22 protein-coding genes are annotated in these 24,024 nt (G+C 67.2%); 8 read left to right on the top strand and 14 right to left on the bottom strand.

Annotated features, from left to right (window positions below):
• Positions 1-35: 35 nt before the first annotated feature.
• The 6 genes from WFH23_RS02345 to yczR form a co-directional block, all read right to left on the bottom strand.
• Positions 36-665, bottom strand: a complete 630-nt coding sequence (locus tag WFH23_RS02345) for a TetR family transcriptional regulator (protein WP_336661457.1) — start codon at positions 663-665, stop codon at positions 36-38.
• Positions 662-1,138 carry an SsrA-binding protein SmpB gene (smpB, locus tag WFH23_RS02340; protein ID WP_090147763.1) on the bottom strand — a complete coding sequence of 159 codons (477 nt, stop codon included), beginning with the start codon at positions 1,136-1,138 and terminating at the stop codon, positions 662-664. The genes WFH23_RS02345 and smpB overlap by 4 nt, the downstream gene beginning before the upstream one ends.
• 144 nt (positions 1,139-1,282) lie before the next feature.
• Entirely contained in the window at positions 1,283-2,197 is a 915-nt protein-coding gene (gene ftsX, locus WFH23_RS02335) for a permease-like cell division protein FtsX (protein WP_090147760.1), read from the bottom strand.
• The gene (gene ftsE, locus WFH23_RS02330) at positions 2,194-3,357 is read right to left on the bottom strand and encodes a cell division ATP-binding protein FtsE (RefSeq protein WP_336661456.1); all 1,164 of its coding nucleotides are present in this window, start codon (positions 3,355-3,357) and stop codon (positions 2,194-2,196) included. Before ftsE ends, ftsX begins: the two co-directional genes overlap by 4 nt.
• 87 nt (positions 3,358-3,444) lie before the next feature.
• Positions 3,445-4,554 (bottom strand): peptide chain release factor 2, encoded by a 1,110-nt coding sequence (gene prfB / locus WFH23_RS02325; protein ID WP_090147755.1) that lies wholly within the window; start codon positions 4,552-4,554, stop codon positions 3,445-3,447.
• Positions 4,555-4,642: 88 nt separating this feature from the next.
• The gene (gene yczR, locus WFH23_RS02320) at positions 4,643-6,106 is read right to left on the bottom strand and encodes a MocR-like transcription factor YczR (RefSeq protein WP_336661455.1); all 1,464 of its coding nucleotides are present in this window, start codon (positions 6,104-6,106) and stop codon (positions 4,643-4,645) included.
• A 61-nt stretch (positions 6,107-6,167) separates the two neighbouring features.
• Between yczR and yczE the strand changes: the two genes are divergently transcribed.
• Positions 6,168-6,815, top strand: a complete 648-nt coding sequence (yczE, locus tag WFH23_RS02315) for a membrane protein YczE (RefSeq protein ID WP_090147748.1) — start codon at positions 6,168-6,170, stop codon at positions 6,813-6,815.
• 26 nt (positions 6,816-6,841) lie between these two features.
• On the opposite strand, the gene WFH23_RS02310 is transcribed toward yczE, so the two are convergent.
• From WFH23_RS02310 to WFH23_RS02290, 5 genes are all read right to left on the bottom strand, one after another.
• Positions 6,842-8,257 carry an APC family permease gene (locus tag WFH23_RS02310; protein ID WP_090147747.1) on the bottom strand — a complete coding sequence of 472 codons (1,416 nt, stop codon included), beginning with the start codon at positions 8,255-8,257 and terminating at the stop codon, positions 6,842-6,844.
• A 152-nt stretch (positions 8,258-8,409) separates the two neighbouring features.
• A complete protein-coding gene (locus WFH23_RS02305) occupies positions 8,410-9,210 on the bottom strand; it encodes an ABC transporter permease (protein WP_336661454.1) in 801 nt (266 codons plus the stop codon).
• Positions 9,207-10,067 carry an ABC transporter permease subunit gene (locus WFH23_RS02300; RefSeq protein WP_090147742.1) on the bottom strand — a complete coding sequence of 287 codons (861 nt, stop codon included), beginning with the start codon at positions 10,065-10,067 and terminating at the stop codon, positions 9,207-9,209. Before WFH23_RS02300 ends, WFH23_RS02305 begins: the two co-directional genes overlap by 4 nt.
• A gap of 10 nt (positions 10,068-10,077) precedes the next feature.
• Entirely contained in the window at positions 10,078-11,265 is a 1,188-nt protein-coding gene (locus WFH23_RS02295; RefSeq protein ID WP_336661453.1) for an ABC transporter ATP-binding protein, read from the bottom strand.
• On the bottom strand, positions 11,262-12,464 hold the full coding sequence (locus WFH23_RS02290) for an ABC transporter substrate-binding protein (protein WP_200329540.1): 1,203 nt from the start codon (positions 12,462-12,464) through the stop codon (positions 11,262-11,264). Before WFH23_RS02290 ends, WFH23_RS02295 begins: the two co-directional genes overlap by 4 nt.
• A 301-nt stretch (positions 12,465-12,765) precedes the next feature.
• On the opposite strand from WFH23_RS02290, the gene WFH23_RS02285 reads away from it, so the two are divergent.
• The 3 genes from WFH23_RS02285 to WFH23_RS02275 all read left to right on the top strand — a co-directional run bounded on the left by WFH23_RS02285 (position 12,766) and on the right by WFH23_RS02275 (position 15,523).
• Entirely contained in the window at positions 12,766-13,233 is a 468-nt protein-coding gene (locus tag WFH23_RS02285; protein WP_090147736.1) for an AsnC family transcriptional regulator, read from the top strand.
• Between the two features lie 2 nt (positions 13,234-13,235).
• The gene (locus WFH23_RS02280; RefSeq protein WP_090147733.1) at positions 13,236-14,630 is read left to right on the top strand and encodes an aspartate aminotransferase family protein; all 1,395 of its coding nucleotides are present in this window, start codon (positions 13,236-13,238) and stop codon (positions 14,628-14,630) included.
• Positions 14,631-14,998: 368 nt separating this feature from the next.
• A complete protein-coding gene (locus WFH23_RS02275; protein ID WP_336661452.1) occupies positions 14,999-15,523 on the top strand; it encodes a hypothetical protein in 525 nt (174 codons plus the stop codon).
• Between the two features lie 122 nt (positions 15,524-15,645).
• Here WFH23_RS02275 and rpsO read toward each other — a convergent pair whose 3' ends face one another.
• Complete coding sequence (gene rpsO, locus WFH23_RS02270) at positions 15,646-15,915, bottom strand: 30S ribosomal protein S15 (RefSeq protein ID WP_090147728.1); 270 nt, start codon at positions 15,913-15,915, stop codon at positions 15,646-15,648.
• A gap of 315 nt (positions 15,916-16,230) precedes the next feature.
• Here rpsO and WFH23_RS02265 point away from each other — a divergent pair, with 315 nt between their 5' ends.
• Positions 16,231-17,460 (top strand): ammonium transporter, encoded by a 1,230-nt coding sequence (locus tag WFH23_RS02265; protein ID WP_090147725.1) that lies wholly within the window; start codon positions 16,231-16,233, stop codon positions 17,458-17,460.
• A gap of 125 nt (positions 17,461-17,585) precedes the next feature.
• Complete coding sequence (locus WFH23_RS02260) at positions 17,586-18,422, top strand: inositol monophosphatase family protein (RefSeq protein ID WP_336661451.1); 837 nt, start codon at positions 17,586-17,588, stop codon at positions 18,420-18,422.
• Positions 18,423-18,474: 52 nt separating this feature from the next.
• Here the strand turns inward: WFH23_RS02260 and WFH23_RS02255 are convergent, their stop codons facing one another.
• Positions 18,475-19,416 carry an NTP transferase domain-containing protein gene (locus tag WFH23_RS02255; RefSeq protein WP_336661450.1) on the bottom strand — a complete coding sequence of 314 codons (942 nt, stop codon included), beginning with the start codon at positions 19,414-19,416 and terminating at the stop codon, positions 18,475-18,477.
• Positions 19,410-20,693 carry a molybdopterin molybdotransferase MoeA gene (locus WFH23_RS02250; protein WP_336661449.1) on the bottom strand — a complete coding sequence of 428 codons (1,284 nt, stop codon included), beginning with the start codon at positions 20,691-20,693 and terminating at the stop codon, positions 19,410-19,412. The genes WFH23_RS02255 and WFH23_RS02250 overlap by 7 nt, the downstream gene beginning before the upstream one ends.
• Before the next feature lie 76 nt (positions 20,694-20,769).
• Here WFH23_RS02250 and fdhD point away from each other — a divergent pair, with 76 nt between their 5' ends.
• On the top strand, positions 20,770-21,660 hold the full coding sequence (gene fdhD / locus WFH23_RS02245) for a formate dehydrogenase accessory sulfurtransferase FdhD (protein ID WP_211647892.1): 891 nt from the start codon (positions 20,770-20,772) through the stop codon (positions 21,658-21,660).
• Positions 21,657-23,981, top strand: a complete 2,325-nt coding sequence (locus WFH23_RS02240; protein WP_336661448.1) for an FdhF/YdeP family oxidoreductase — start codon at positions 21,657-21,659, stop codon at positions 23,979-23,981. The genes fdhD and WFH23_RS02240 overlap by 4 nt, the downstream gene beginning before the upstream one ends.
• The last annotated feature ends 43 nt before the right edge of the window (positions 23,982-24,024 follow it).

Below are 24,024 nucleotides of genomic sequence, written 5' to 3'. Positions count from 1 at the left end.
CTCGGGCGACGCGGGGCGAGTCTCTCCCCCTCCGCTCATTCCGCTCGCAGCGCACGCGGGTCGACACCGAGGCTCCACCCCGCGACGTCGGCCACGAAATGCCGGAACGCGGGATGCTCGAAGGGTGACGCGTTGTTCGCATAGACGCCGATCGCGTCGACCGCCATGTAGATGCGGGTGCTCGCCCCGACCGGGTCGGTCGTCTGGAATGCACCCGACGCAACTCCCGCCTCGATCAGCGCGACCATCCGCGCCCGGTCGAGGGATTCCTGCTCGTCGATGGCGACGGCGAGGTTCGGAACCGCCCGCGCGAGGTGCCTCGCATTGAGCCACAGACGGCACAGCTCGACGGCCTCCGGGCTCTCGGCTCGCCGAACGAACCCTGACATCTGCGCCAGCGGCGCATCCTCCTCGCCGAACAGCCAATCGCGCTCGGCCGTCACTGCGAGCACGAACGCTTCGATGACGAGCACCTCGACGGCGGAGAAGTAGTGGCTGATCAAGCCGGGACGAACCCCGAGCGGCTCGGCTACCGCGCGGAGCGTCACGCGCTCGAGGCCGTCACGGCGGGCGATGGCGGCGGCCTCCGCGAGAATCTCAGCCCGACGCACCTCGGCCGACTTGCGCACCCGCGACGGGGAAGCATCGCCTCCCACGCGCGTCACTCGCCCATGCGGTTGCGCTGGCGCATGGCGCGCTCGGCTTCGCGCTTGTCCTGCTGCTCGCGCAGCGTCTGCCGCTTGTCGTACTCACGCTTACCGCGAGCGAGCGCGACCTCGACCTTCGCGCGGCCGTCCAGGAAGTACATCTTCAGGGGGACGATCGTCATGCCGCCCTCACGCGTCTTCTGCCACAGCTTGTCGATCTCCTGCCGGTGCAGCAGCAGCTTCCGCTTGCGGCGCGGCGCGTGATTCGTCCACGAACCGTTCAGATACTCGGGAATGTACGCGGCATCGAGCCACGCCTCACCGTTCTCGATGAAGACGTATCCGTCGACGAGCGAGGCGCGCCCCATGCGGAGGGACTTCACCTCACTGCCGGTGAGCACCATTCCAGCCTCGTAGGTGTCGAGGATCTGGTATTCGTGCCGAGCCTTCTTGTTCGAGGCGATCAGCTTCTCGCCGGTCTCCTTGGGCATGGCACATCCTCTCTCTCGCGCGGCCGGACCTCCCAGCATAGCGCGATGCGCACCGCCAGTACGCAGGCGATCCGCGTTCTGCGAGGCCGCACGCGGGCGCGGCAGGGTGCGGAACGCGGATCGCTGGGCCGATCTCCGGCTTGCCTACACCCGCAAGTAGCGGGTGATCGCAATCTTCGCGGCGATGGCAGAGAGCACCACGCCGACGAGTATGAGTATCGGCGGCACCACGAGCGATTGCTCGACCGTGATGTAGCTCGTGAACGGCACCTCGGTCGCCAGGAATCCCTGGACGAAGAACTTCACGATCGCGACGGATGCGGCGCTCGCGAGCACCGCGCCGATGAGCGCGGCGATGATGCCCTCCAATATGAAGGGCGTTTGTATGAACCGGTTCGAGGCGCCGACGAGGCGCATGATGCCGATCTCCCGACGGCGTGAATACGCCGACAGTCGGATCGTGGTCGAGATGAGGAGCATCGCGGCGATGAGCATGAGACCGGCGATGGCGATGGCGGTGTAGCTCGCGACGCCGAGGAACAGGAAGATGCGATCCAGCAGACTGCGCTGATCCGAGACGCTCTGCACGCCGGGGATGCCGGCGAAGGTCTCCTGGATGATGTCCGAGCGCGACGGGTCCTTCAGCTTGATCCAGAACGTCTGGTTCAGCTGCTCCGGTCTCGTGATCTCGACGATCGGGTTGCCCTCGAACTGCTTCGTGAACTCCTCGTACGCCTGATCGTGATCGACGAAGAACGAATCGTCGATGTAGGGAGCGAGCGTGTCGGAATCGAGCGCGGCCTGCACGGCGGCGATCTCCTCCTCCCCGGCATCCGTCCCCGAGCACGTCGCACTCTGGTCGTAGTCGGTGCACAGGTAGACCGCGACCTGAGCGCGGTCGAACCAGAACGTCTTCATCTGCTGGATCTGCAGCTGCATCAGAATCGCTGCGCCCACGAACGTGAGCGATACGAAGGTGACGAGCACTACCGAGATCACCACGGAGAGGTTGCGACGGAAGCCGCTCCAGACCTCTCCCAGTACCAGTCCCACCCTCATCGCACGGGCCCCACATCTGTCTGGTCGTCGTCCGGTCGTTTCAACCCGAGGCGTTCGGCGAGGCTCCCGGTCTCCGCCATCTGCACGGGGTCGAGGGGCTGGGCCGGCTCGAGGAAGCTCGGGATGGCGCGACCGTGCGGGCCGTCCGCGTGCACCGTCTCATCGATGTCGTCGTCATCCGCGTCATCGTCGCCAAACGGGTGGGGCTCCTCGAATACCGAGGCCTCCTTCGGGCGCTCCACGGGCGGAGCGACGGGATCGTGCCGCTCCTCGATCTCCGGATCGGGGGCTGCCGCCGCGACGACCTCTGCGGCGGCGTCGACGAGTGCCGGATCGCGTTCCGCGCTTCCCTGCACCGCCGTCGACCGCGCGGCCTCGTCGAGCATTTCGGGCGCGAGTGCTGCACGCACCACGGCCTCGGAGGTGCGCAGCACCTGCACGCTCGCGTCCGAAAGATCTGCGATGGGGATGGAAGCGGTCTCGCCGTAACCGCCGCCCACTTCGTCGCGCACGACGACGCCCTGCGAAAGCTCGACGACGCGCTGCTGCATGATGTCGACGAAGGTCGCTTCGTGCGTCGCCATGACCACCGTGGTGCCAGCGGCGTTGATCGCGCGCAGGAGCTGCATGATCCCGAGGCTGGTCGCGGGGTCGAGGTTGCCCGTCGGCTCGTCCGCCATCAGGATCGCCGGCTTGTTGACGATGGCGCGGGCGATGGCGACGCGTTGCTGCTCACCGCCGGAGAGTTCGTGCGGGAACCGCTTCGCCTTATTGGCGAGACCGACCATCTCGAGCGTGTCGGGTACCGCCTCCTGAATGAAGCCGCGCGACTTGCCGATGACCTGCAGCGTGAAGGCGACGTTGTCGTAGACGGTCTTGTTCGTGAGCAGACGGAAGTCTTGGAAGACGGTGCCGAGATTGCGGCGGAAGTACGGGACTTTGCGCGAGGAGATCTTGCTGAGGTCCTGCCCCAGCACGTGGATCTTCCCGGCACTCGGCTGATCCTCGCGCAGGATCAACCGCAAGCAGCTGGATTTCCCAGAACCGGAGGCGCCGACGATGAAGACGAACTCGCCGCGGTCGACCCTGAGGTCGATACCGTCGAGCGCGGGTTTCGCGGTGCCCCGGTATTTCTTGGTGACGTTCTCGAAGAGGATCATGACGAGACGACTGTACGCCCTGACGCCCGGGGCGATGCTGAGGCGCGCTGGTGCGGCCTCGCTTCAGGTGAACTCCCAGTCGCGGTCTCAGTCGTTCTTGGAGAGCGAGCGCCACCGGATTCCCGCAGCGATGAATCCGTCGAGATCGCCGTTGAAGACGGCCTCCGGCTGCGAGGCCTCGTGCCCCGTGCGCAGATCTTTGACGAGCTGCTGCCCGTACAGGAAGTAGGAGCGGATCTGGTCGCCCCAGCTCGCCGTGATGCTGCCCGCGAGTTCTTTCTTCTTCGCGGCCTCCTGCTCGCGCTGCAGCAGGAGCAGTCGCGTCTGGAGCACGCGCATGGCGGCGGCGCGGTTCTGGATCTGTGACTTCTCGTTCTGCATCGAGACGACGATGCCGGAGGGGATGTGCGTGATGCGCACGGCGGAGTCCGTGGTGTTGACCGACTGGCCGCCCGGGCCCGAGGATCGGTAGACGTCGACGCGGATGTCGCTCTCGGGCACCTCGACCTCCGTCGCCTCCTCGAGCAGCGGAATGACCTCGACGCCCGCGAAGCTCGTCTGGCGCTTGTCGGCCGAGCCGAACGGGCTGATGCGGGCGAGGCGATGGGTGCCGGCCTCGACCGAGATCGTGCCGAAGGCGTACGGCGCGTCGATCTCGAAGGTCGCGGACTTGATGCCGGCGCCCTCCGCGTACGAGGTGTCGAGCACCTTCGTCGGGTAGTCGTGCTGCTCGGCCCAGCGCAGGTACATGCGCAGCAGCATCTCGGCGAAATCAGTGGCGTCGTCGCCGCCTGCGCCGGAGCGGATCGTGACGACTGCGGCGCGCTCGTCGTATTCGCCCGAGAGCATCGTCTGCACCTCGAGATCCTGGATGACCTTCTCGAGCGCGACGAGCTCCGCCGCGGCCTCCGCCGCCGAATCGGCATCGTCGGCCTCTTCGGCGAGCTCGATGAGCACCTCGAGGTCGTCGAGGCGCTGCTCGACGCTCCGCACGCGCTTCACCCGCGCCTGGCGATGGGAGAGGCCGCTCGTCACCTTCTGAGCGGCTGCGGGATCGTCCCAGAGGTCGGGGGCCGCGGCCTGCTCCTCGAGCTCAGCGATCTCCCGATCGAGCTTGGGCAGATCCAGCACCGCAGCGATGTCTGCGTACGTCGAGCGGAGTGCGCGGATGCGGGCGGAGAAGTCGAGATCGAGCATGGTGCTCAAGCTTACTCGCCGGATCGCCAACGCTGGTGGTCGCAGTTCTGCGCGGCTGAGGATCCGGGGGCCGGTATTCGGGCTCGAGTCAGATCACGGCCTCCGTGAACGGCCGCGCCGCCGCACCGCCCGCCCCGCTGCGCCACGCGCGCGCGAGACGATCCACCGCCTCATCGAGCGTCGCCTCCGGCGCCGAGAACGGCAGGCGCACGAACCGTTCGAATGTGCCCGGGCTCCCGAAACGCGGGCCTGGCGGCAGATGCAGGTCGAGCGCGGCCGCGGCTCGACTCAACCGGGAGCTCGCGCGCTCGCCGATGTCGACCCAGACGCAGACTCCGCCCACCGCCGGCGAGGGCGTCCACTCCGGAACGCGCTCCGCCAGCCGTTCGACGAGGAACCGATGGCGGGCTGTGAGCTGGTGGGACCGTTCGACGAGGATGTCGTCGTACTGCTCGAGCGCGTGGAGTGCGAGCACCTGCTCCCACGTTCCGGTGCCGAGGTCCCCGATGCGGCGCGCCGCCTCCAGGCGTCCGATCAGATCGGGAGCAGCCCGAATCCAGCCCACGCGCATGCCGCCCCAGACCGTCTTTCCGACCGATCCCACCGTGAGAATCGCATCGTGATGATGCTCCTGCTCGGCATGCGCCGCAAACGGGACGATGGGCACCGGCTCCCCCAGCGAGAGTTCAGCGGTGGTCTCGTCGGCGATGATGTACGCACCCTGACCGGCGAGCGCGGTGATCAGGCGCGACTTCAACCCGACCGGCATGCGGAGGCCGGTCGGGTTGTGGTGATCCGGAATGAGATAGGCGAGTTTCGGCGACGTGCGCTCTGCGATCTCCAGCATGCTCGACGCGTCGTACCCGTCGTGCGAGCCGATGCCGCCTCCACCGACCGGCAGCTCGGCGAGCAGCGCACCCGTCGCCGCGATCGCCTCTCTTGCGTGCGGATAGCTGGGCGATTCGACGAGGCTGCGATCCCCGCGTCGCAGCAGGGTGCGGGCGATCAGGAAGATGGCGTGCTGCGCGCCCAGTGTCACCATGATCTGCTCCGGCGTCGTGGGGAGGCCGCGCGCGGTGTACCGTTCCGCCAGCGAGGCGCGCAGCTCCGGGAGCCCGAGTGTGTCGTAGCCGATGAGCCGAAACGCGGCAGCGTGCTCCGTCGCGGCGCGCGCATTGAGTTCCGCGAGCCCGCTCCACGGCTCGGGGCACGCGCTCGACAGGTCGATTCCGCCGATCGTGCCAGCCCAGAGTCCCTCCCGCGTCGTTCCGCTGCCGCGCACGACGGTGCCGGAGCCGCGCCGGGAGCGCACGACCGCGGTCTCGCGCAAGCGCTGGTACGCCGCGGCCACCGTGGTGCGGCTCACCCCGAGCGACTCCGCGAGCGGGCGTTCGGCCGGCAGCGTGGTGCCCGGCACGATGCGGCCGTCGCGCACGAGCAGCGTCACGCTGTCCGCCAGTTCGAGGTATCCGTGCCCCGCCCCGCGCCAGCGTCCGAGCAACTCGGTCAGTCGGCGCGCGCTGAGGCGCTGCCCGGTCCACGTCTCGTTCATGAGGCCACGCTATGCGAATTGGCCTCTTGCTGGCAATGCCAATATGAGGTGGACTGCTCGCATGCTCCGACGATTCGCGCGCCTCATCCCCGGCCTCCTGCTCTACGGCGTCGCCGACGCATTCATGATCCGCGCAGCACTCGGCGTCGACCCGTGGACGGTCTTCGCGCAGGGGCTCTCGATGCAGACCGGTCTCGGAATCGGCATTCTCACCAACATCATCGGGCTGCTCGTGCTGCTGCTCTGGTGGCCGCTGCGCCAGAAGCCCGGCATCGGCACGCTGCTCAACATCATGCTCGTCGGGCCCGGCATCGAGCTCGGCCTGTGGCTGCTCCCGACACCCGGATCGTTCTGGCTGCGCGTCGCCTACTTCTCCATCGGGCTGCTCCTGCTCGCCGTCGCGAGCGGCATCTACATCGGCGCGAATCTCGGGCCGGGCCCGCGAGACGGCCTCATGACGGGCATCCACCTGCGCTTCGGCACGCCGATCTGGATCGGCCGCACCGCCGTCGAAGTCACCGTTCTGCTCATCGGCTGGTCGCTCGGCGGAAACGTCGGCGTCGGAACCATCGTCTTCGCCGCGCTGATCGGCCCGCTCTGCTCTATCACGCTCCCCCTCTTCGGCGGCCGCGCGATCCGGCGTCGCGACACGAGCCCCCGCACGACGAAGCCCGCCGCGTCGACCGAGGAGGAATCCCTCTCGGCCTGACACGACGGGCTCCGCCCGCACCGGAGTCAGTCGTCGACCGACACCTTGTTGAAGCCGGTAACGGGCTGGCTCTCGTCGAACGATGCCACCTTCTTCTGGAATCCGCGCGTGATGACGAGCAAGTAGACGAAACCGAGGCCCGTCCAGATCAGGCCGCCGAGCAGCGCGTGCCCGTCGAGGTTCACCCACAGGAGGCCGGTGAGCAACGTACCGATCACCGGCATCACGATGTAGTTGAAGATGTCCTTCGGGGTGCGGCGACGCCCCTTGCGAATCGCGAACCAGGCGATCACCGACAGGTTGACGAAGGTGAAGGCGATCAGAGCGCCGTAGTTGATGTACGCGGCGATCATCTCGAGCGTGAAGGCGATCGCGAGCAGGGAGATGGCGCCGGTGAGCACGATGTTGAAGGTCGGCGTGTGCGTGCGCGGGTTCACGTATCCGAAGAACTTCTGCGGCAGCACGTTGTTGCGGCCCATCACGAGCAGCATGCGCGACACCGATGCGTGCGACGCGAGACCCGATGCGAGCGTCGCTGCGAACCCGGCCGCGGTGAGCACCGCGGAGAGCACCGTGCCGCCGACGAGGTCGCCGATGATCGGGAGCGTGCTGTCCTCCACGTACTGCATGTCGCCGCCCGGGGCGAACTCGTTCCAGTCCGGGAAGCGCTGCTGGGTGAAGTACCCGGCGATGAGGAAGATCGCGCCGCCGATGACCACGGTGAGCAGAATCGCCTTCGGCATGATCTTCGGCGTCTTCGCCTCCTCCGCGTACATCGTGACCGCGTCGAAGCCGATGAAGGAGAAGCAGACGATGGTCGCCCCGGCGAGCACCGCTCCGAACTCGACGCCGTTGTGGAAGAAGGGCTTCACGGTCACGACGCCGTTCTCGCCGGCGCCGCCGGCGAGCTGCACGATCACCATGAAGACGAAGATGGCCATCACGACGATCGAGAAGATGAGCAGCAGCATGTTGACGTTCGACGTGCCGCGCATCGTGAGGTAGATGACCGTCGTGACGAACAGCACGTAGACGATGACCCAGACGGCGCCAGGGATGCTCGGGAAGAACGCCTCGAGATAGCTGCGCACGATGAGGCAGTTCACCATCGGCAGCAGCATGTAGTCGATCAGCGCCGTCCAGCCGACCAGGAAGCCGACGTTCGGGTGCATCGACTCCCGCGCATACGTGTAGGCGGACCCGGCGCTGGGGATCGCTCCCGCCATCTTCCCGTAGCTGACCGCGGTGAAGATCATGACGATGAGAGCCACGGTGTACGCGAGGGGCACGACGTTGTTCGTGTCGCGCGCCACGAGACCGAACGTGTCGAAGACCACCGTCGGGGTCATATAGCCGAGGCCGAGGCCGACGATCGCCCAGAGCCCGAGGCTCCGCTTGAGGCGAGCACCGTTCGACGAGGCCGGTGCAGACAAAGCGGTCATGTTCTCTCCTTCAAGAACGCAGCTGCGTCGCACGACCAGAATCCGCTCGGCAGCCCTATTGCGGCGACGAGGAATTCGCCAAGCACACATCCTGCACCCGCGCGGTGCTGTCGCGCAAGCCGGACGTGCGAATTGCACGCCCGGCCCGACGGCTACACCCGAGCGAGTCGCTTCCGCTTGGAGATGTTCACCATCTGGACGACGATCACGAGCAGCAGCGCCGACACGAACACGATCGACGCCAGCACGTTCGCCTGGGCGGGCACCCCCTTGAGCGCCGACACGTAGATGAACTTCGGGAACGTCGTCGCCGTGCCCGAATTGAAGTTCGTGATGATGAAGTCGTCGAAGGAGAGCGCGAAGCTCAGCAGCGCGGCGCCGATGATGCCGGGCGCCAGCATCGGCAGTGTCACGCGCCAGAACACCTGCCCGGGCGACGCGTAGAGATCGCGCCCGGCCTCCTCGATCGCCGGGTCGAGGCTCGCCACTCTGGCCTTCACCGCGACGACGACGTACGAGATGCAGAACATCGTGTGAGCCAGGATGATCGTGCCGACGCCCTTCTCCACTCCGGCGAGGAGGAACTGCGCTGCGAGCCCGGCCCCCAGCACCACCTCGGGCGTCGCCATCGGGGTGAAGAGCAGCAGACTCACCGTCGATCGTGCCCGGAAGCGGTAGCGCACGAGCGCGATGGCGATCATCGTGCCCAGTGCTGTGGCCGCGATGGTGGCGACGACTCCGATGAGAATGCTGTTCCCGAAGGCGGTGCACACCTGCGGCGCACCGCACGGGTTCTCCCAGTTGCGGAGCGTGAAGCCGCGCCAGAGGATGTTGTTGCGGCCGGAGTCGTTGAAGGAGAACACGATGACGTGCAGGATCGGGAGCAGGAGGTAGATGAGGACGATCGCGCTCATGACGGGCACGAACGCCCTCCCCAGACTGAAGTGCTTCACAGCAGATCCTCCGCCCCGCTCTTGCGCACGTACGTGGCGACGAACACCAGGATGATCACCATCAGGATGATCGAGAGCGCTGCTGCCATCGGATAGTTCTGCGTTTGCAGGAAGTTCGACTCGATGACGTTGCCGATCATGGTCGTGGAGGTGCCGCCCAAGAACTCGCGGGATGCGTTGACGTAGTCGCCCGACATCGGGATGAAGCTGAGCAGGGTCCCCGAGACGATCCCCGGCATGGAGAGCGGGAGCGTGACCCGGCGGAACGTGGTGAGAGGCGACGCGTAGAGGTCGGACCCGGCTTCGAGCAGCCTGAGATCGAGCGCTTGGAGCGAGGCGTACATCGGCAGCACCATGAACGGGATGAAGTTGTACACGAGCCCGAAGATGACGGAGAAATGGGTTCCCACCAGCTCGCTCGGCAGGATCGCCTTCCACGCGAGCGTGCGAAGCAGGAAGCTGATGAAGAACGGCGCGACGACGAGGATCAGCAGGATCCCCTGGAGCATCGGCCGCGAGCGCACCTTCACGCCGATCAGGTACGCGAGCGGATAGCTGATCAGGAGGCCGATGATCGTCGCAGAGATCGCGTAGACGAACGATCGCGCGAGGTGCGGCCCGTACTCCTGCAGCGCGGTCCAATAATTCGAGAACTGGGCGGCAGCGACGTACTGCCCGATCCCGCCGGCGTCGGCGGGAGCTTGGAGCGACGTCAGCGCGAGCTGGAAGAACGGGGCCACGAAGAAGAGCAGCATGTAGGCGACGCCCGGTGCGAGCAGCACCAGCGCGACCCAGCCGCGCTTCCGGGGGGCCTGATCGGCCTGCTTCGCGCTCGTCGAGAATGCGGTGAGAGCCACGATCGGTCCCCTACTCTGCGAGAGCGGCTCGGGACGCGATGGCTCGCGTCGACAGGCCCGCATCGACGATGCCGGCGTCGAGCGGATCATCCAGCAGTCCGAACGTGTGCTCGACGCGCCAGCTCAGCCAGACCTCGTCGCCCAGCGCGGCGGTCGGGCCGGCCTGCAGATTCTGAGCGAAGACCTGCACGTCGCCGGCGCCGGGCACCGCTACGGTGTACTGGGTGCTCACGCCGATGAACGACACATCGGTGACCCTCCCCGGGCCGACTGCGTTGGTCAGCGCGTCGGGTTCGGGCTCCGCATGCGCAAGCGTCTGCTTCTCCGGCCGCACGCCGATCGTGATCCGACCGCTGTCGCGCTCGCTCCGGTTACGGGGCACCGAGAGCCTCATGCCGCGGAACTCGGCGTGCAGCACCTGGTCCGTCGTTCCTGCGACCTCCACCGGGAAGAGATTCGACTGACCGAGGAAGTTCGCGACGAAGACGGTCCGCGGCAACTCGTACAGCTCTTCCGGCGCCCCCATCTGCTCGATTCTCCCCTGGTGCATCACCGCGACCGTATCGGCCATCGTCATGGCCTCCTCCTGATCGTGGGTGACATGCAAGAACGTCAGCCCGACCTCCTGCTGAATCTGCTTGAGCTCCTGCTGCATCTGACGCCGGAGTTTCAAGTCCAGCGCGCCGAGCGGCTCATCGAGCAGGAGGAGCGCCGGCCGGTTCACCACCGCTCGCGCCAGCGCCACGCGCTGCTGCTGCCCGCCCGAAAGCTGGGCGGGCTTCCGATCCGCGACGTGGTCGAGTTCGACCAGGCGCAGCGCTTCGTGCGCCTTGGCGGCGGCGTCGGAGATGCGACGTCGGCGCAAGCCGAACGCGACGTTCTCGAGCACCGACATGTGCGGGAAGAGGGCGTAGGACTGGAACACCGTGTTCACCGGTCGCCGGTGAGGGGTCAGAGCGGTCACGTCCTGTCCGCCGATGAGGATGCGCCCGGCCGTGGCATCCTCGAGACCCGCGACGAGACGCAGCGTCGTCGTCTTGCCGCAACCCGACGGACCGAGCAGCGCGAAGAAGGAGCCCGCCGGAATCGTCAGGTCGAGATGTTCGATCGCAGTGAATCCCGGAAAGCGCTTCTGAATGCCGACGAGTTGGAGATCCGCCCCCGACTCAGCGAATTTCCTGTGGTCCCCCACGCTCACAGCCCCAGCACGTTCTGGAACTGGGTGGAGTACTGCTTGTCCTCCTCGGCCGTGAGCGTGCGGAACGGGCGAAGGTGCTCCCAGTCCTGCTCCGTCGGGAAGATGAGGGGATTGTCGGCGTTCTCAGGATTCACCTGCTGCATGGCTTCCTGCGTCCCCTTCACGGGCGGCACGAACGTCACATAGTCGGCGACCTGCGCCATGACTTCAGGGTCGTAGTAGTAGTCGATCATCTCCTCGACACGCGCCTTCGCCTCTGGCGTCGTGCCGTTGGGAACTGTGAAGGAGTCCGAGGCGATCATGCCGCCCGACTCGGGGATCTCGAGCGTCCACTGGTTGTCGTTCTCGGCGTTCAACATGATGACGTCGCCCGACCACGCCATCGCGGCCCAGGCGTCGCCAGTGATCAGATCCTGCGTGTAGCTGTTGCCCTTCACGTTGCCGATCTGCCCGCTCTGCAGCGCATCGTCGAGCCACGCCATCGCGGCGTCGAACTCGGTGTCGCCCCAGTCGCCAGCAGGATCGTGCCCCAGACCGGCGAGGATCATGCCGACGGTGTCGCGCATCTCGCTCAGCACGACGACCTTCCCCTTCAGGTCGGGAGCGAGGAAATCGTCGAGCGTCTTGATGCCCTTCGGCACGGCCTCCGTATTCCACACCCAGCCCGATGCGGGGAGCTGCCACGGAACCGAGAACTTGCGCCCGGGATCGACGTCGAGCGCATCCCACTGCGCATCGACGAGGTTCGCCGTGACGTTCGGGAGGTTCTCGTAATCGAATTCCTGCACCTGATTCGCCGTGATGAGACGCCCGTTCATCCAGTCGGTCATCGTGATCGTGTCGTAGCCGGTGTGGTCGCCGAGCTGCAGCTGATCCTTGATCTTGCCGTAGAACGTATTGTTGTCGTCGATGTCCTCGACGTACTGGACGTCGTAGCCGGCCTGTTCGACGAAGGCGTCGAGCGTCGGATACGAGCCGGTCGCGTCGTCGAAATCGAGGTAGTACGTCCAGTTCCCCCAAATCACACCGTCACCGCCACCACCACCGCCGCCGCCCGAGCACGCGCTCAAGCCGAGTGCCCCGAGGCCCGCCGCTCCCACCGCGACGCCCCGGAGGAGCTGACGGCGGTCGAGCTGCTTTCCTCTGATCATCCCGACGATGCTGCGGACGATCGGATCTTCTGGTTGACGAAAGACCATGAGATATCTCCTTTGATTCTCATAACGACGGCACGCCACCAATCGGGCGACAGTGCCAGGGGTGCCTCGAATATGTCATAGACCCGAGTTCCCTGCCAAGGAACCGCTCCGAGTGATTCGCATTCGTCATCGAACGGTTACCGTCGCGCGACCTGGCATCGGACGCCCGCATCCACAGGGTGACCGGAGGAGCGACCTGCCGCCGCTGCACTCATGCGAGAACGTGGAAATACGCTGAATCATGATCGGTCTACTTCGGATTCCTTTGCGTTTTTATGGTTTGACTGCAAGAATCAGAAGCGTGAGCAGCAAACGCAATGCGCCAGCGCTCGATTCCACGTCGAAAGCGATCATCGAGCAACTCCAGCGCGATGGCCGCCGATCGTACGCCGAGATCGGGAAGGCGGTCGGCCTCAGCGAGGCCGCCGTGCGCCAGCGCGTGCAGAAGCTCACGGATGCCGGGGTCATGCAGATCGTTGCCGTGACCGACCCGATGCGCTTGGGCTTCACTCGCCAGGCCATGCTCGGCATCCGCGTTTCCGGCGACACCAGGGTCGTCGCCGATCGCCTCGCTGAAATGTCGGAGATCAGTTACGTCGTGCTCAGCGCGGGCTCCTACGACATCCTCGCCGAGGTCGTCTGCGAGGACGACGATGGGTTGATCGAATTGCTCAACGAACAGATCCGAAAGATCGAAGGCGTTGCATCGACCGAATCCTTCGTCTACCTCCAACTCACCAAACAGAAATACGACTGGGGAACACGATAACCATGTCTTACGATCCCACTGCAGCGGTAGACACTGCCGCGCTCCAGGCCTCGGCCAAGAAGCACATGTGGCCGCACTTCACCAACCGCAAGGTGCTCAATGACGGCATCCCCGTCATCACGCGCGCCGAGGGCCACCACATCTACGACTCCGCCGGCAAGCAGTACATCGACGGCCTCGCAGGGCTCTTCGTGGTCAATGCCGGCCACGGTCGCGAGCGCATCGTGCAGGCTGCGGCCAAGCAGATGCAGCAGCTCGACTTCATGCCGATCTGGTCGTACGGCCACCCGGCAGCGATCGAGCTCTCCGAGCGTCTCTCGAGCTACGCGCCCGGCGACATGAACAAGGTCTTCTTCACCACCGGTGGTGGCGAAGCTGTGGAGTCGGCGTTCAAGCTGGCGAAGCACTTCTGGAAGATCAAGGGCCAGCCGATGAAGCACAAGGTCATCTCGCGCTCGGTCGCCTACCACGGCACCCCGCAGGGCGCGTTGGCCATCACCGGCATCCCCGACATGAAGAAGTTCTACGAGCCGCTCACCCCCGGTGGTCACCGCGTGCCCAACACGAACTTCTACCGCGCCGACGAGATGGGCGCCCCCTCCGACGACCTCGAGGCCTTCGGCCAGTGGGCGGCGAACCGCATCGAAGAGGCGATCCTGTTCGAGGGTCCCGACACCGTCGCGGCCGTCTTCCTCGAGCCGGTGCAGAACTCGGGCGGCTGCTTCCCCCCGCCCCCCGGATACTTCAAGCGCGTGCGCGAGATCTGCGATCAGTACGACGTGCTGCTCGTCTCGGACGAGGTCATCTGCGCCTACGGCCGCATCGGTGAGTTCTTCGCCTCGACCGCTCTCGGGTACGAGCCCGACATCATCACCTCGGCGAAGGCGCTCACCTCGGGCTACGTCCCGCTCGGCGCGATGATCGTCTCCGACAAGGTGTCGGAGCCGTTCAACTCGACCGACAACACCTTCTACCACGGCTTCACGTTCGCCGGTCACCCGGCCGCGGCGGCTGCCGCGCTCGAGAACCTCGACATCTTCGAGGAAGAGGACCTCAACGGGCGCGTTCGCGAGAACAGCCCGCTGTTCCGCGCCGAGCTCGAGAAGCTGCTCGACATCGACATCGTCGGCGACGTGCGCGGTGAGGGCTACTTCTTCGGCATTGAGCTGGTGAAGGACAAGGCGACCAAGGAGACGTTCACCGAGGAGGAGTCGGACCGACTGCTTCGCGATTACCTCTCCCCCGCACTGTGGGAGGCCGGCCTCTACTGCCGCGCCGACGATCGTGGAGACCCCGTCATCCAGCTCGCTCCGCCGCTGACCATCGGTCCGTCGGAGTTCGCGGAGATCGGCGGCATCCTCCGCAGCGTCCTCAAGGACGCGTCTTCGAAGATCTAAGTCGCGTTCCCGGATACGGGTGTGGCCCTCTCGCGCAAGCGAGGGGGCCACACCCGTATCCGGGGCCTCCCGCACCGCTCCAGCCCTCTGCCTGCTCACTCGCCGATCGCGAGGGTTCCTGCCGAGCTCGAGCCTTGCGCGTTGTCCACAAGCACTGGGAGACGGCGCTCCTGCGGGTGTGTATGCGCCCACTGTGAGCGATCAATCGGCCCGGCCCGTCGGCGCAGGCGTTCACATCGCTCGACATCGAGCACCCGACTCCGAGGGTGTGTGCCGAACGCGAGCGATTCTCCGGGCAATCTTCGCTCACCTTCGGCCCTCACCCTCGAGGTCGGCGAGATCGAAGCGACCGGGTTAGGCTTCACGCTATGAGCAGCTTCGATCCGCACCAGCCCGCGCAGCCGGACCAGTCCGCGCAGCCGCACCAGCAATACGCGCAGCCGCAGTACGCCCAACCACAACAGCCGCAGGCGCCGCAACCGCCGCAGCCCCAACAGCAATACGCGCAGCCGCAGCAACCCCAATACGCGCAGTCGCCGCCGTACGCGGCGCCTCATCACGCGCAGCGCGCGCCGGGCGGACTGAATGTGCCGGGCATCATCGCCCTGGCGGTCCTGCTTCTGACCTCGTTGATTCCGCTGTTCACGCCGGTGATCTACAGCACCGCGTCCAGTTCGGGCTCGTTCTCGGCGGTGTCGACAGTCATTTCGATCGTGCACGTGCTGCTGCTGCTCATCGCGGGGGCGCTCGCCGTCATGGGCCTGCTCGCGAAGCATCTCTCGCGCTGGCGCTGGGCGGCCATCGGCGCGGCAGTATCGACGGCGCTCGGCCTCGTCTCGTTCGTGCTCTCGTGGTTCGGTGGTCTGCTGCTCAGCATTCCCGGCATGTACTGAGAACCGTTCCCCGATCTGAGACGCCCGGCCGAGCCTTCACGGAAACGCAGAAGCGCCCGCCACCGTGAGGTGACGGGCGCTTCGCAGATGGTGCTTCCGGCGATCGCCGGAGGACCTGCAGATTAGCGGCGCAGACCGATGCGCTCGATGAGCGAACGGTAACGCGCGATGTCGACGTTCTGGAGGTACCCCAGAAGACGACGGCGCTGGCCGACGAGCAGCAGGAGGCCACGACGCGAGTGGTGGTCGTGCTTGTGCTCCTTGAGGTGCTCGGTCAGATCCTTGATACGACGGCTGAGCATCGCGACCTGAACCTCAGGGGAACCGGTATCGCCAGGCTTTGTCGCGTATTCTTCGATGATCGCCTTCTTGACATCTGCTTCAAGTGCCATAGGGATCCCCTTCCTCTTGCTGCGCGGCGCCTTCAGCGGGATGCTGGGGCTCTCTTTATCCGCGGCCGTTCGAACGGCAACCTGTACAGCTTAGCACCGATCCGACGCCCACGCCCGTTCGCCGGGATCGGCGCACGCGCAGCACCCGCGCACGCGCACCGCGAGCGCTCCGCCCCGGCGTCTCGACGCCTGCGTCACCGGAACGAAACACACACGGCACGCGACCGAAATCGCAGCGAGACGGTCGCGAAACAGCCGCGGCGCACACTGGTTCCACTGTGGCGGCCACGGCCCGCTCGAGAGAAAGGCACCAGCATGGAACTCACTCCTTCTGACGTGTGGACGCTTACGAGCGCAGCCCTCGTTCTGATCATGACACCGGGGCTCGCCCTGTTCTACGGCGGTCTCGTTCGCGTGCGATCGGTCGTCAACATGATGCTCTTCAGCGTCAGCGCGATGGGCGTCGTCGGGGTCCTGTGGATCCTCTTCGGCTACAGCATGAACTACTTCGCGGAGGGAGAGAGCGGATTCGCCGGGAGCCCCTTCAAAGATTTCGGCTTGATCAACACCGACCCGGCGAGCTTCATCGGCGTCGGCTTCGGCGCAGTGTTCGCGATGATCACGACCGCGCTGATCTCGGGCGCGATCGCCGACCGCGTCGGGCTCGGTTCGTGGGTGCTCTTCTCCGGTGTGTGGGCGACGTTCGTGTACTTCCCGGTCGCAGCCTGGGTGTGGGGCGGCGGCTGGATCCAGAATCTCGGCAGTGCGCTGGGCCTGCCAGACGTCATCGATCTCGCCGGCGGCACCGTGATCCACATCAATGCCGGCGCTGCGGCGCTGGCATTGGCGCTCGTCGCGGGCAAGCGCATCGGCTTCGGGAAGGGTTCGCATCAGCCCCACAGCATCCCGCTCGTCACCATCGGCGCAGCACTGCTCTGGTTCGGCTGGATCGGCTTCAACGGCGGTCTCGCGACGGAGACCGGTGAGGCCGGCCTGATCCTGGTCAACACGCTCGCGGCCCCTGCCGCAGGTATCGTCGGCTGGATCCTCGTCGATGTGATGCGCGGCAAGAAGCCCGGCGTGATCGGCGCGGCATCGGGTGCGGTCGGCGGTCTCGTCGCGATCACTCCGGCAGCCGCAAGCCTCTCTCCGGTGTGGGCGCTGCTGCTCGGCGTGATCGCGGGAATGGCGTGCGCTCTCGCCATCGAGTGGAAGTACCGGCTCGGATACGACGATTCGCTCGACGTCGTTGGGCTGCACCTCGTCGCGGGCGTGATCGGCTCGCTCTACCTGGGGTTCTTCGCCTTCTCCGACGGCCTCTTCACCGGAGGCGACGCCGGACTGCTGCTCGTGCAGTCGATTTCGGTGGTCTCGGTGATGGTGTACTCCTTCGTCGTCTCCCTGGTCATCGCACTCGGCGTAAAGCTCGTCACCGGGCTCCGCGTTCCGCCGCAGGTCGAGGAGGCCGGCATCGACTTCGCCGCGCACGGCGAAGAGGCGTACGCGTACGCCTCCCCCGAGGTGGTCTCGGCGCCGACGCGCTGATTCCCCCTCCCCAGAACGCGGGGCCCGGTCGATGACGCTCGGGCCCCGTTCTGCTGTCCGGATCCGGCCCCGTTGCCCGGCCGGCGCTCCCCGCTGCTGCACCGGCCTCGACTAGGCTCGGGAGCATGATCGACTCCCCCGCAGCTGCACCGACCGCCCACGACCCGAAGGGTCTCGCCGCGATCGCTGCGAGGATCGCCGAACGAGCTGCCGCGCGCATCCTCGAGCTTCGCGCCCAGGGCGTCGACGTGGCTGCGAGCAAGTCGAGCGCCACCGATGTGGTGACCGCCGCTGATCAGGAGTCGGAGCGGCTCATCGTCGCGGCGATCCAAGACGTACGGCCCGGTGACGGCATCCTCGGCGAGGAAGGAACCGGCATTGCCGGCACGAGCGGCATCACCTGGGTCATCGATCCGATCGACGGCACGGTCAACTACCTGTACGACCTCCCGGCCTACTCGGTGAGCATCGCCGCCACCGTCGCCGATGAGACCGCATACGGAGACGGCCGCCGCGCCATTGCGGGCGCCGTGTGCAACCCGCGAACGGACGAACTCTTCGTCGCCTGGGAGGGGGGCGGAGCGACTCGCAACGGCGAGCCCATCCGCATCACGGGCCAGGACGACCTCTCACTATCGCTCGTCGCCACCGGTTTCGGTTACACCGCGGAGCGCCGCACCGAGCAGGCGGAGATGGTGGCGCGAGTGATCCCCCGAGCCCGTGACATCCGGCGCTACGGATCGGCAGCCTACGATCTCTGCATGCTCGCCGCCGGTCGGCTCGACGCCTACTACGAGCAGGGGCTGCAGCCCTGGGATTATGCGGCCGGAGTCTTGATCGCGAGCGAGGCCGGTGCGACGCTGATCGGCCGCGACGCCGCGACGCCGCCGGGAGAATCGTTCATGGTCGTCGGGGCGGCCGGCCTCGTCGAGGAGCTCCGCTCGCTCGCGCTCGGCGAATAGCACCGTTCGGCGGCGGCTCGCGCGCCGACCCGGCGCACCGCCGGCGGCCGAGTCACTCCGAGTCGGTTCGGTCGGCTTTCCACGCGGCTGCGCGATCGGTGAGCTGATCGGCGAGCGACTGCAGTCGTGCCGGATCGGTCTCCCCCGACCGACCGTACGCGACGCCCAGCAGAAACGTCGAGAGCGGTGCCGCTGGCCGGGCGACGTCATGGGCGACGTCGCGGGCGACGTCGAGCACGGTTCCGATGCGCACGGTCTCGGGATCGACATCGAGCTCGGCGGCGGCGGCGGCGAGCCAGGCGTCCAGGGCCTCCGGCGGGAGATGGTTCGACTGCGGCATGGTTCCTCCATGGGTGTTGGATGCTGATCCGGTGGGTGCGGCCGAGCCGGCTTCAGCGAGCGACCCCGGCGACGACCGCGCCCATGCGAGGTCAGCGGGTGTGTCGATGTCGGCGACGGTCGAGGCGTCTGCGTCCAGCCAGCGGATCTCGAGCGCGGCCGTGACGCGTCGGAGCGGCTCGTCGGCGACGGCACCGTCGAGCGCCGCGATGGCGCGAGTCAGCGCCGCTACGCGATAGCGGCCCGCGAGCCACTGCGCACGGCCGTCGGGATCCCGCAGCAGTGTCGCGTCTTCGCCGCCCGCGGGCGCGTGGTCGCGCAACCGTGCGACCACGAGGTCCGGTCGCACGAGATCGCAGGCGAGCAGCAGCACCTCGTCGACCGAGCGGTCGATCGCCGCGAGGCCGGCGGCGAGCGCGGCGAGCGGCCCGGAGTACGGGGGATGCTCGCGCACTGCGACGCAACCGCGCGGCGTCGCGTCAGTCGCGCCGACCACGACGGGGCGCATCACTCCGATACCCCGCACGGCGGCGACGACCCGATCGATCAGGCGCACTCCCCCGAGTTCGATCACCGCTTTGTCGACTCCGCCGAGCCGGGATCCACGACCTCCGGCGAAGACGATCGCGCCGAGGCCGCCTGAGTCGTTCACCATGCGACGATCACCGTCTCCACCGTCTCTCCCGCGCTCACGTCGCCACGACCGGGCTCGACGATCGCGTAGCCATCGGCCGCCCCGTGCCCGCCGACGGCGTGCGAGTATCCGCGCGCGTCGACCGCGGGCGAGCAGCGGAGCCCGTGCGGCGTGCTGCGGATGCGGACGGGGAGCACCTGCGTCCGTTCCGCGCTGCCCCGCCACCCGTGGTCGGCGACGGCAGGAACGCTCGGACGGTGCAGGCGTCCGGCGCCCTGCATGCGGAGGAGCGCCGGACGCACGAAGAGCTCGTAGCTGACGGCGGCGCTGACGGGGTTGCCGGGAAGCGCGAAGATCATCGCCCCGCCTCGGAGGCGCCCGAAGCACTGCGGTTGCCCGGGCTTCACGGCGACCCGCACGGCACGCACGTCGGGTTCGATCGCGAGCGCGATCCTCACGATGTCGTGCAGTCCCGGGCCGACGCCTCCCGTGGTGATCACCGCGTCGACTTCTCCCGCGAGTTCGGCGAGTCTCGCGGCGAACCCCTCGGCATCGTCGTCGCACACGGAGACCGACACCGGCTCAATCCCCTCCTCCGCGAGGAGCCCGGCGATGAGCCCGGAGTTCGACTCGGGGATCTGACCGCGCTCGAGCGGCCCGCTTCCGGTGTGCAGCTCGGCTCCGGTCGCGATCACCGCGACGCGCGGTCGGCGTCGCACGCTCACCTCTGAGACCCCCGCGGCGGCGAGCGCCGCGATTCGGCGCGCGCCGAGCCGTTCGCCGGAGTGCGCGAGGAGACTTCCGACCGCTGCGTCCTCGCCGCGGCGGCGCACGTGGGCTCCCGGCACGACCTCCCGCTGCACCAGCACACGGTGTTCGGCCCACGCAGCTCCGACGACGTCGGCGACCGTCTGCTCGACGGGAATCACAGCATCGGCCGAGCTCGGCACGGGCGCACCCGTCATGATGCGCACCGCGGTGCCGCGCTCCAGTCGCGGATCGACGCCGTCGCCGGCCGCGACTTCTCCGATGATGCGCAGCTCCACGGCCGAGCCGGGCGCAGCCCCAGCCGTGTCAGCCGCTCGCACCGCGTAACCGTCCATCGCCGAATTGTGCCAGAGCGGAAGGGCGACGGCGGTGGCCACGTCGTCGGCGAGGTACAGGCCCGTCGCCTTCCGGAGCGGCACGGCCATGTCGGGAAGCTCGGACGCGGCGTCGAGCACGGCGCGTCGGTGCTCGTCCACCGGGACCGGTGTGCTCGCAGGCGCTGCGACGGTGCTCCGGCTTGCCGCACCCATGCCACCACGCTCCCGAATTCGGTGTGCGCCGGTACGGCGCCTTGCTCCCGATCACCTTCGATGATATCCAAGAGGTGTGTCACGTATCGCAGCGCGTCGAAGAGTGACCCGCCTCACCGTGGGCGGATCCCGAGTCCGACGAGCCGATTTCCTCGCAGTCGAAGAACCGCTCGAGATCCGCGTCGGTGGAACGCCGCTCGCGGTGACCATGCGCACCCCTGGACACGATGTCGAGCTGGCCGCTGGGTTCCTCGTCTCCGAGGGTGTGATCCACCAGCAGCACGACTTCTCCGCGGCGATTCACTGCGCGAGTGACGGAGAGCCGAACACGTACAACGTGCTCGACGTCGCCCTCGGGCCGGGAGTCGCACCGCCCGATCCGAGTCTCCAGCGGAATTTCACCACGACCAGTTCGTGCGGTCTGTGCGGCAAGGCGACGATCGACGCCGTGCACACGCGCTCCCGCTTCGACGTCGCAGAGGACCCGCTCCGCATCGACGCCGCCATGATCATCACGTTCCCCGATCAGCTGCGCGCCCAGCAGGCCGTCTTCGAGCGAACGGGCGGCCTCCACGCCGCCGCCCTCTTCGACGGGCGGACGGGCGAGATGCTCGTGCTGCGCGAAGACGTCGGTCGCCACAACGCGGTCGACAAGGTCATCGGCTGGGCCCTCCTGCAGGGGCTGCTGCCCCTGCGATCCGTGGTGCTGATGGTCTCGGCTCGCGCGAGCTTCGAGCTCACGCAGAAGGCTCTCATGGCGGGGGTTCCCATGCTGACCGCCGTCTCGGCCCCCTCGTCGCTCGCGGTCGAGCTCGCCGAGTCGTCGGGAATCACCCTCGTCGGCTTTCTGCGCGGGGAATCGATGGTCGTCTACAACCGCGACGACCGCATCACCGACGTCGCGCACGAATCACCAGATCCAGCCGGCAGTGCCGTCGGCCCCCTCGAGAAAGCAGTGCATCCATGAGCCCCAAGGCCCCCCGCGACGACTTCTCCGACGCCGACATCGAAGTCACCGAGCCGAAGGACTATGCCGCGGGGCTCGGCGGCGTCTTCCACTCGATGGAGCCGGCGGTCAAAACACTGGGCCTCGCGAAAACCGCGAAGCTCATGACGAAGATCAACCACAAAGACGGCTTCGACTGCATGAGCTGCGCCTGGCCCGACCCCGAGCACCGCAAGATCGCGGAGTTCTGCGAGAACGGCGGCAAGGCGGTGACCTGGGAGGCGACGCCCGTGACCGTCCCCCGCTCGTTCTGGAAGGAGCACTCGCTCACGTCGCTCGAGGACAAGACCGAGTACTGGCTGGGCATGCAGGGGCGGATCACCGAGCCGGTCTACAAGCCGGCGGGCTGCGATCATTACGAGCCGGTCAGCTGGGACCGGGCCTTCGACATCGCCGCGGGGCACCTGAACGCGCTGGATCACGCGGATGAGGCGTCGTTCTACACGAGCGGCCGCGCGTCGAACGAGGCGGCGTTCATCTACCAGCTGTTCGCTCGCGTCCTCGGCACGAACAACCTGCCCGACTGCTCCAACATGTGCCACGAGTCGACGGGCACCGCGATGACGTACACGGTCGGCATCGGCAAGTCCACGATCGCCTACAACGACTTCCTCGAATCCGACCTGATCATCATCATGGGTCAGAACCCGGGCACGAATCATCCCCGCATGCTCACCGCTCTCGAGGAGGCGAAGGAGAACGGGGCGAGCGTCGTCGCGGTGAACCCGCTGCCCGAGGCCGGCCTGCTCGGGTACAAGGACCCGCAGAAGGTGCGGGGGTACGTCGGAAAACCGCTGCAGATCGCCGACCAGTTCCTCAAGATCCGCTCCGGCGGCGACGCCGCACTGCTACAGGCCGTGTCCAAGCGCGTCATGGAGGCCGAGCGACGCGCCCCCGGCACCGTGCTCGACCACGAGTTCATCTCCGAGTACTGCGACGGCTTCGAGGAGTTCGCGGAGCACATCGTGCACGTGGACGACGCGGCGGTGGAGCGCGCGACCGGGCTCTCCTCGGCGGAGATCGACGAATTCGCCGAGCGGTACGTGCGCGCCGGTCGCGTGATCATCTGCTGGGCGATGGGCATCACGCAGCACCGTCGGAGCGTCGACACCATCAAGGAGATCATCAATCTGCTGCTGCTCCGCGGCAACATCGGCAGGCCGGGAGCCGGCGCGTCTCCCATCCGCGGCCACTCGAACGTGCAGGGCGACCGCACGATGGGCGTCTGGGAGCAGATGCCCGATTCCTTCCTCGATGCGCTCGGCGCGGAGTTCTCCTTCGAGCCTCCGCGCGCGCACGGGGTGGACGCCGTGCAGGGGATCCGAGCGCTCGACGAGGGCAAGATCAAAGTGTGGTTCGGACTCGGCGGCAATCTGCTCGGCGCGATCTCCGACACGAATCTCGCCGAATCGGCGATGCGTCGCACGCGGCTCAGCGTGCAGCTCTCGACCAAGCTCAACCGCTCGCATGTGATCACCGGCGAAGAGGCGCTGATTCTGCCGGTCCTCGGGCGCACCGAGGTCGACGTGCAGCTCAGCGGGCCCCAATACGTCACCGTCGAGGACACGGTGTGCGCGGTGCACGCCTCGCACGGGCAGGTGCCGCCGATCTCCGAGCAGGTGCGCTCGGAGATCGCGATCGTCGCCGGGATCGCGCACGCGACGCTGGGCACTCGTCACGGGATCGACTGGCTCGCCATGATCGACGATTACGACGTGATTCGCGATCACATCTCCCGCGTCGTCCCCGGGTGCGCGGATTACAATGCGAAGACGCGACGGAAGGACGGCTTCCTGCTGCCGAACGGACCTCGCGACGAGCGCCGGTTCGATACCGCAACCGGCAAGGCGCGCATCACGGTGAATGAGCTCGAGCACGTGGAGTGCCCGCCCGGACGCCTGATCCTGCAGACCATTCGTTCGCACGACCAGTTCAACACGACGATCTACAGCCTGAACGACCGCTACCGCGGCATCAAGAAGGGGCGCTCGGTCATCTTCGTGCACCCCGACGATCTCGCTGAGCTCGGGTTGGCCGACGGGCAGACCGTCGACATCTTCAGTGAGTGGAAGGATCAGCCGGACCGCGTGCTCCGCGGGTTCCGCACGGTCGCGTTCCCCACGGCACGCGGGTGCGCGGCAGCGTACTTCCCGGAAGCCAATGTGCTCGTGCCGCTCGACAGCACCGCACTCGAGAGCAACACACCGGTGTCGAAGGCGGTCGTCGTTCGGCTCGAACCCTCGAACACCCCGGTGGGCGTCGGGCGCCCGGTCACCGTGTGACACGCGGCCAGCGCCCGCTTCCGCCTCGTGAGACGGGAGCGGG

The organism is Leucobacter sp. USHLN154 (genome assembly GCF_037145595.1).
GTDB classification, from domain to species: Bacteria; Actinomycetota; Actinomycetes; order Actinomycetales; family Microbacteriaceae; genus Leucobacter; species Leucobacter alluvii.
This window is presented reverse-complemented; position numbering and strand designations above follow the sequence as displayed.

Coding starts and splice junctions, on each gene's coding strand:
- WFH23_RS02250 (WP_336661449.1), bottom strand. CDS start 20,693: ATGGGTGCGGCAAGCCGGAGCACCGTCGCAGCGCCTGCGAGCACACCG.
- WFH23_RS02275 (WP_336661452.1), top strand. CDS start 14,999: ATGAGCAGCTTCGATCCGCACCAGCCCGCGCAGCCGGACCAGTCCGCG.
- WFH23_RS02290 (WP_200329540.1), bottom strand. CDS start 12,464: ATGGTCTTTCGTCAACCAGAAGATCCGATCGTCCGCAGCATCGTCGGG.
- WFH23_RS02255 (WP_336661450.1), bottom strand. CDS start 19,416: ATGGTGAACGACTCAGGCGGCCTCGGCGCGATCGTCTTCGCCGGAGGT.
- ftsE (WP_336661456.1), bottom strand. CDS start 3,357: ATGATCCTCTTCGAGAACGTCACCAAGAAATACCGGGGCACCGCGAAA.
- ftsX (WP_090147760.1), bottom strand. CDS start 2,197: ATGAGGGTGGGACTGGTACTGGGAGAGGTCTGGAGCGGCTTCCGTCGC.
- yczE (WP_090147748.1), top strand. CDS start 6,168: ATGCTCCGACGATTCGCGCGCCTCATCCCCGGCCTCCTGCTCTACGGC.
- WFH23_RS02260 (WP_336661451.1), top strand. CDS start 17,586: ATGATCGACTCCCCCGCAGCTGCACCGACCGCCCACGACCCGAAGGGT.
- rpsO (WP_090147728.1), bottom strand. CDS start 15,915: ATGGCACTTGAAGCAGATGTCAAGAAGGCGATCATCGAAGAATACGCG.
- yczR (WP_336661455.1), bottom strand. CDS start 6,106: ATGAACGAGACGTGGACCGGGCAGCGCCTCAGCGCGCGCCGACTGACC.
- WFH23_RS02240 (WP_336661448.1), top strand. CDS start 21,657: ATGAGCCCCAAGGCCCCCCGCGACGACTTCTCCGACGCCGACATCGAA.
- WFH23_RS02280 (WP_090147733.1), top strand. CDS start 13,236: ATGTCTTACGATCCCACTGCAGCGGTAGACACTGCCGCGCTCCAGGCC.
- WFH23_RS02310 (WP_090147747.1), bottom strand. CDS start 8,257: ATGACCGCTTTGTCTGCACCGGCCTCGTCGAACGGTGCTCGCCTCAAG.
- WFH23_RS02265 (WP_090147725.1), top strand. CDS start 16,231: ATGGAACTCACTCCTTCTGACGTGTGGACGCTTACGAGCGCAGCCCTC.
- smpB (WP_090147763.1), bottom strand. CDS start 1,138: ATGCCCAAGGAGACCGGCGAGAAGCTGATCGCCTCGAACAAGAAGGCT.
- prfB (WP_090147755.1), bottom strand. CDS start 4,554: ATGCTCGATCTCGACTTCTCCGCCCGCATCCGCGCACTCCGCTCGACG.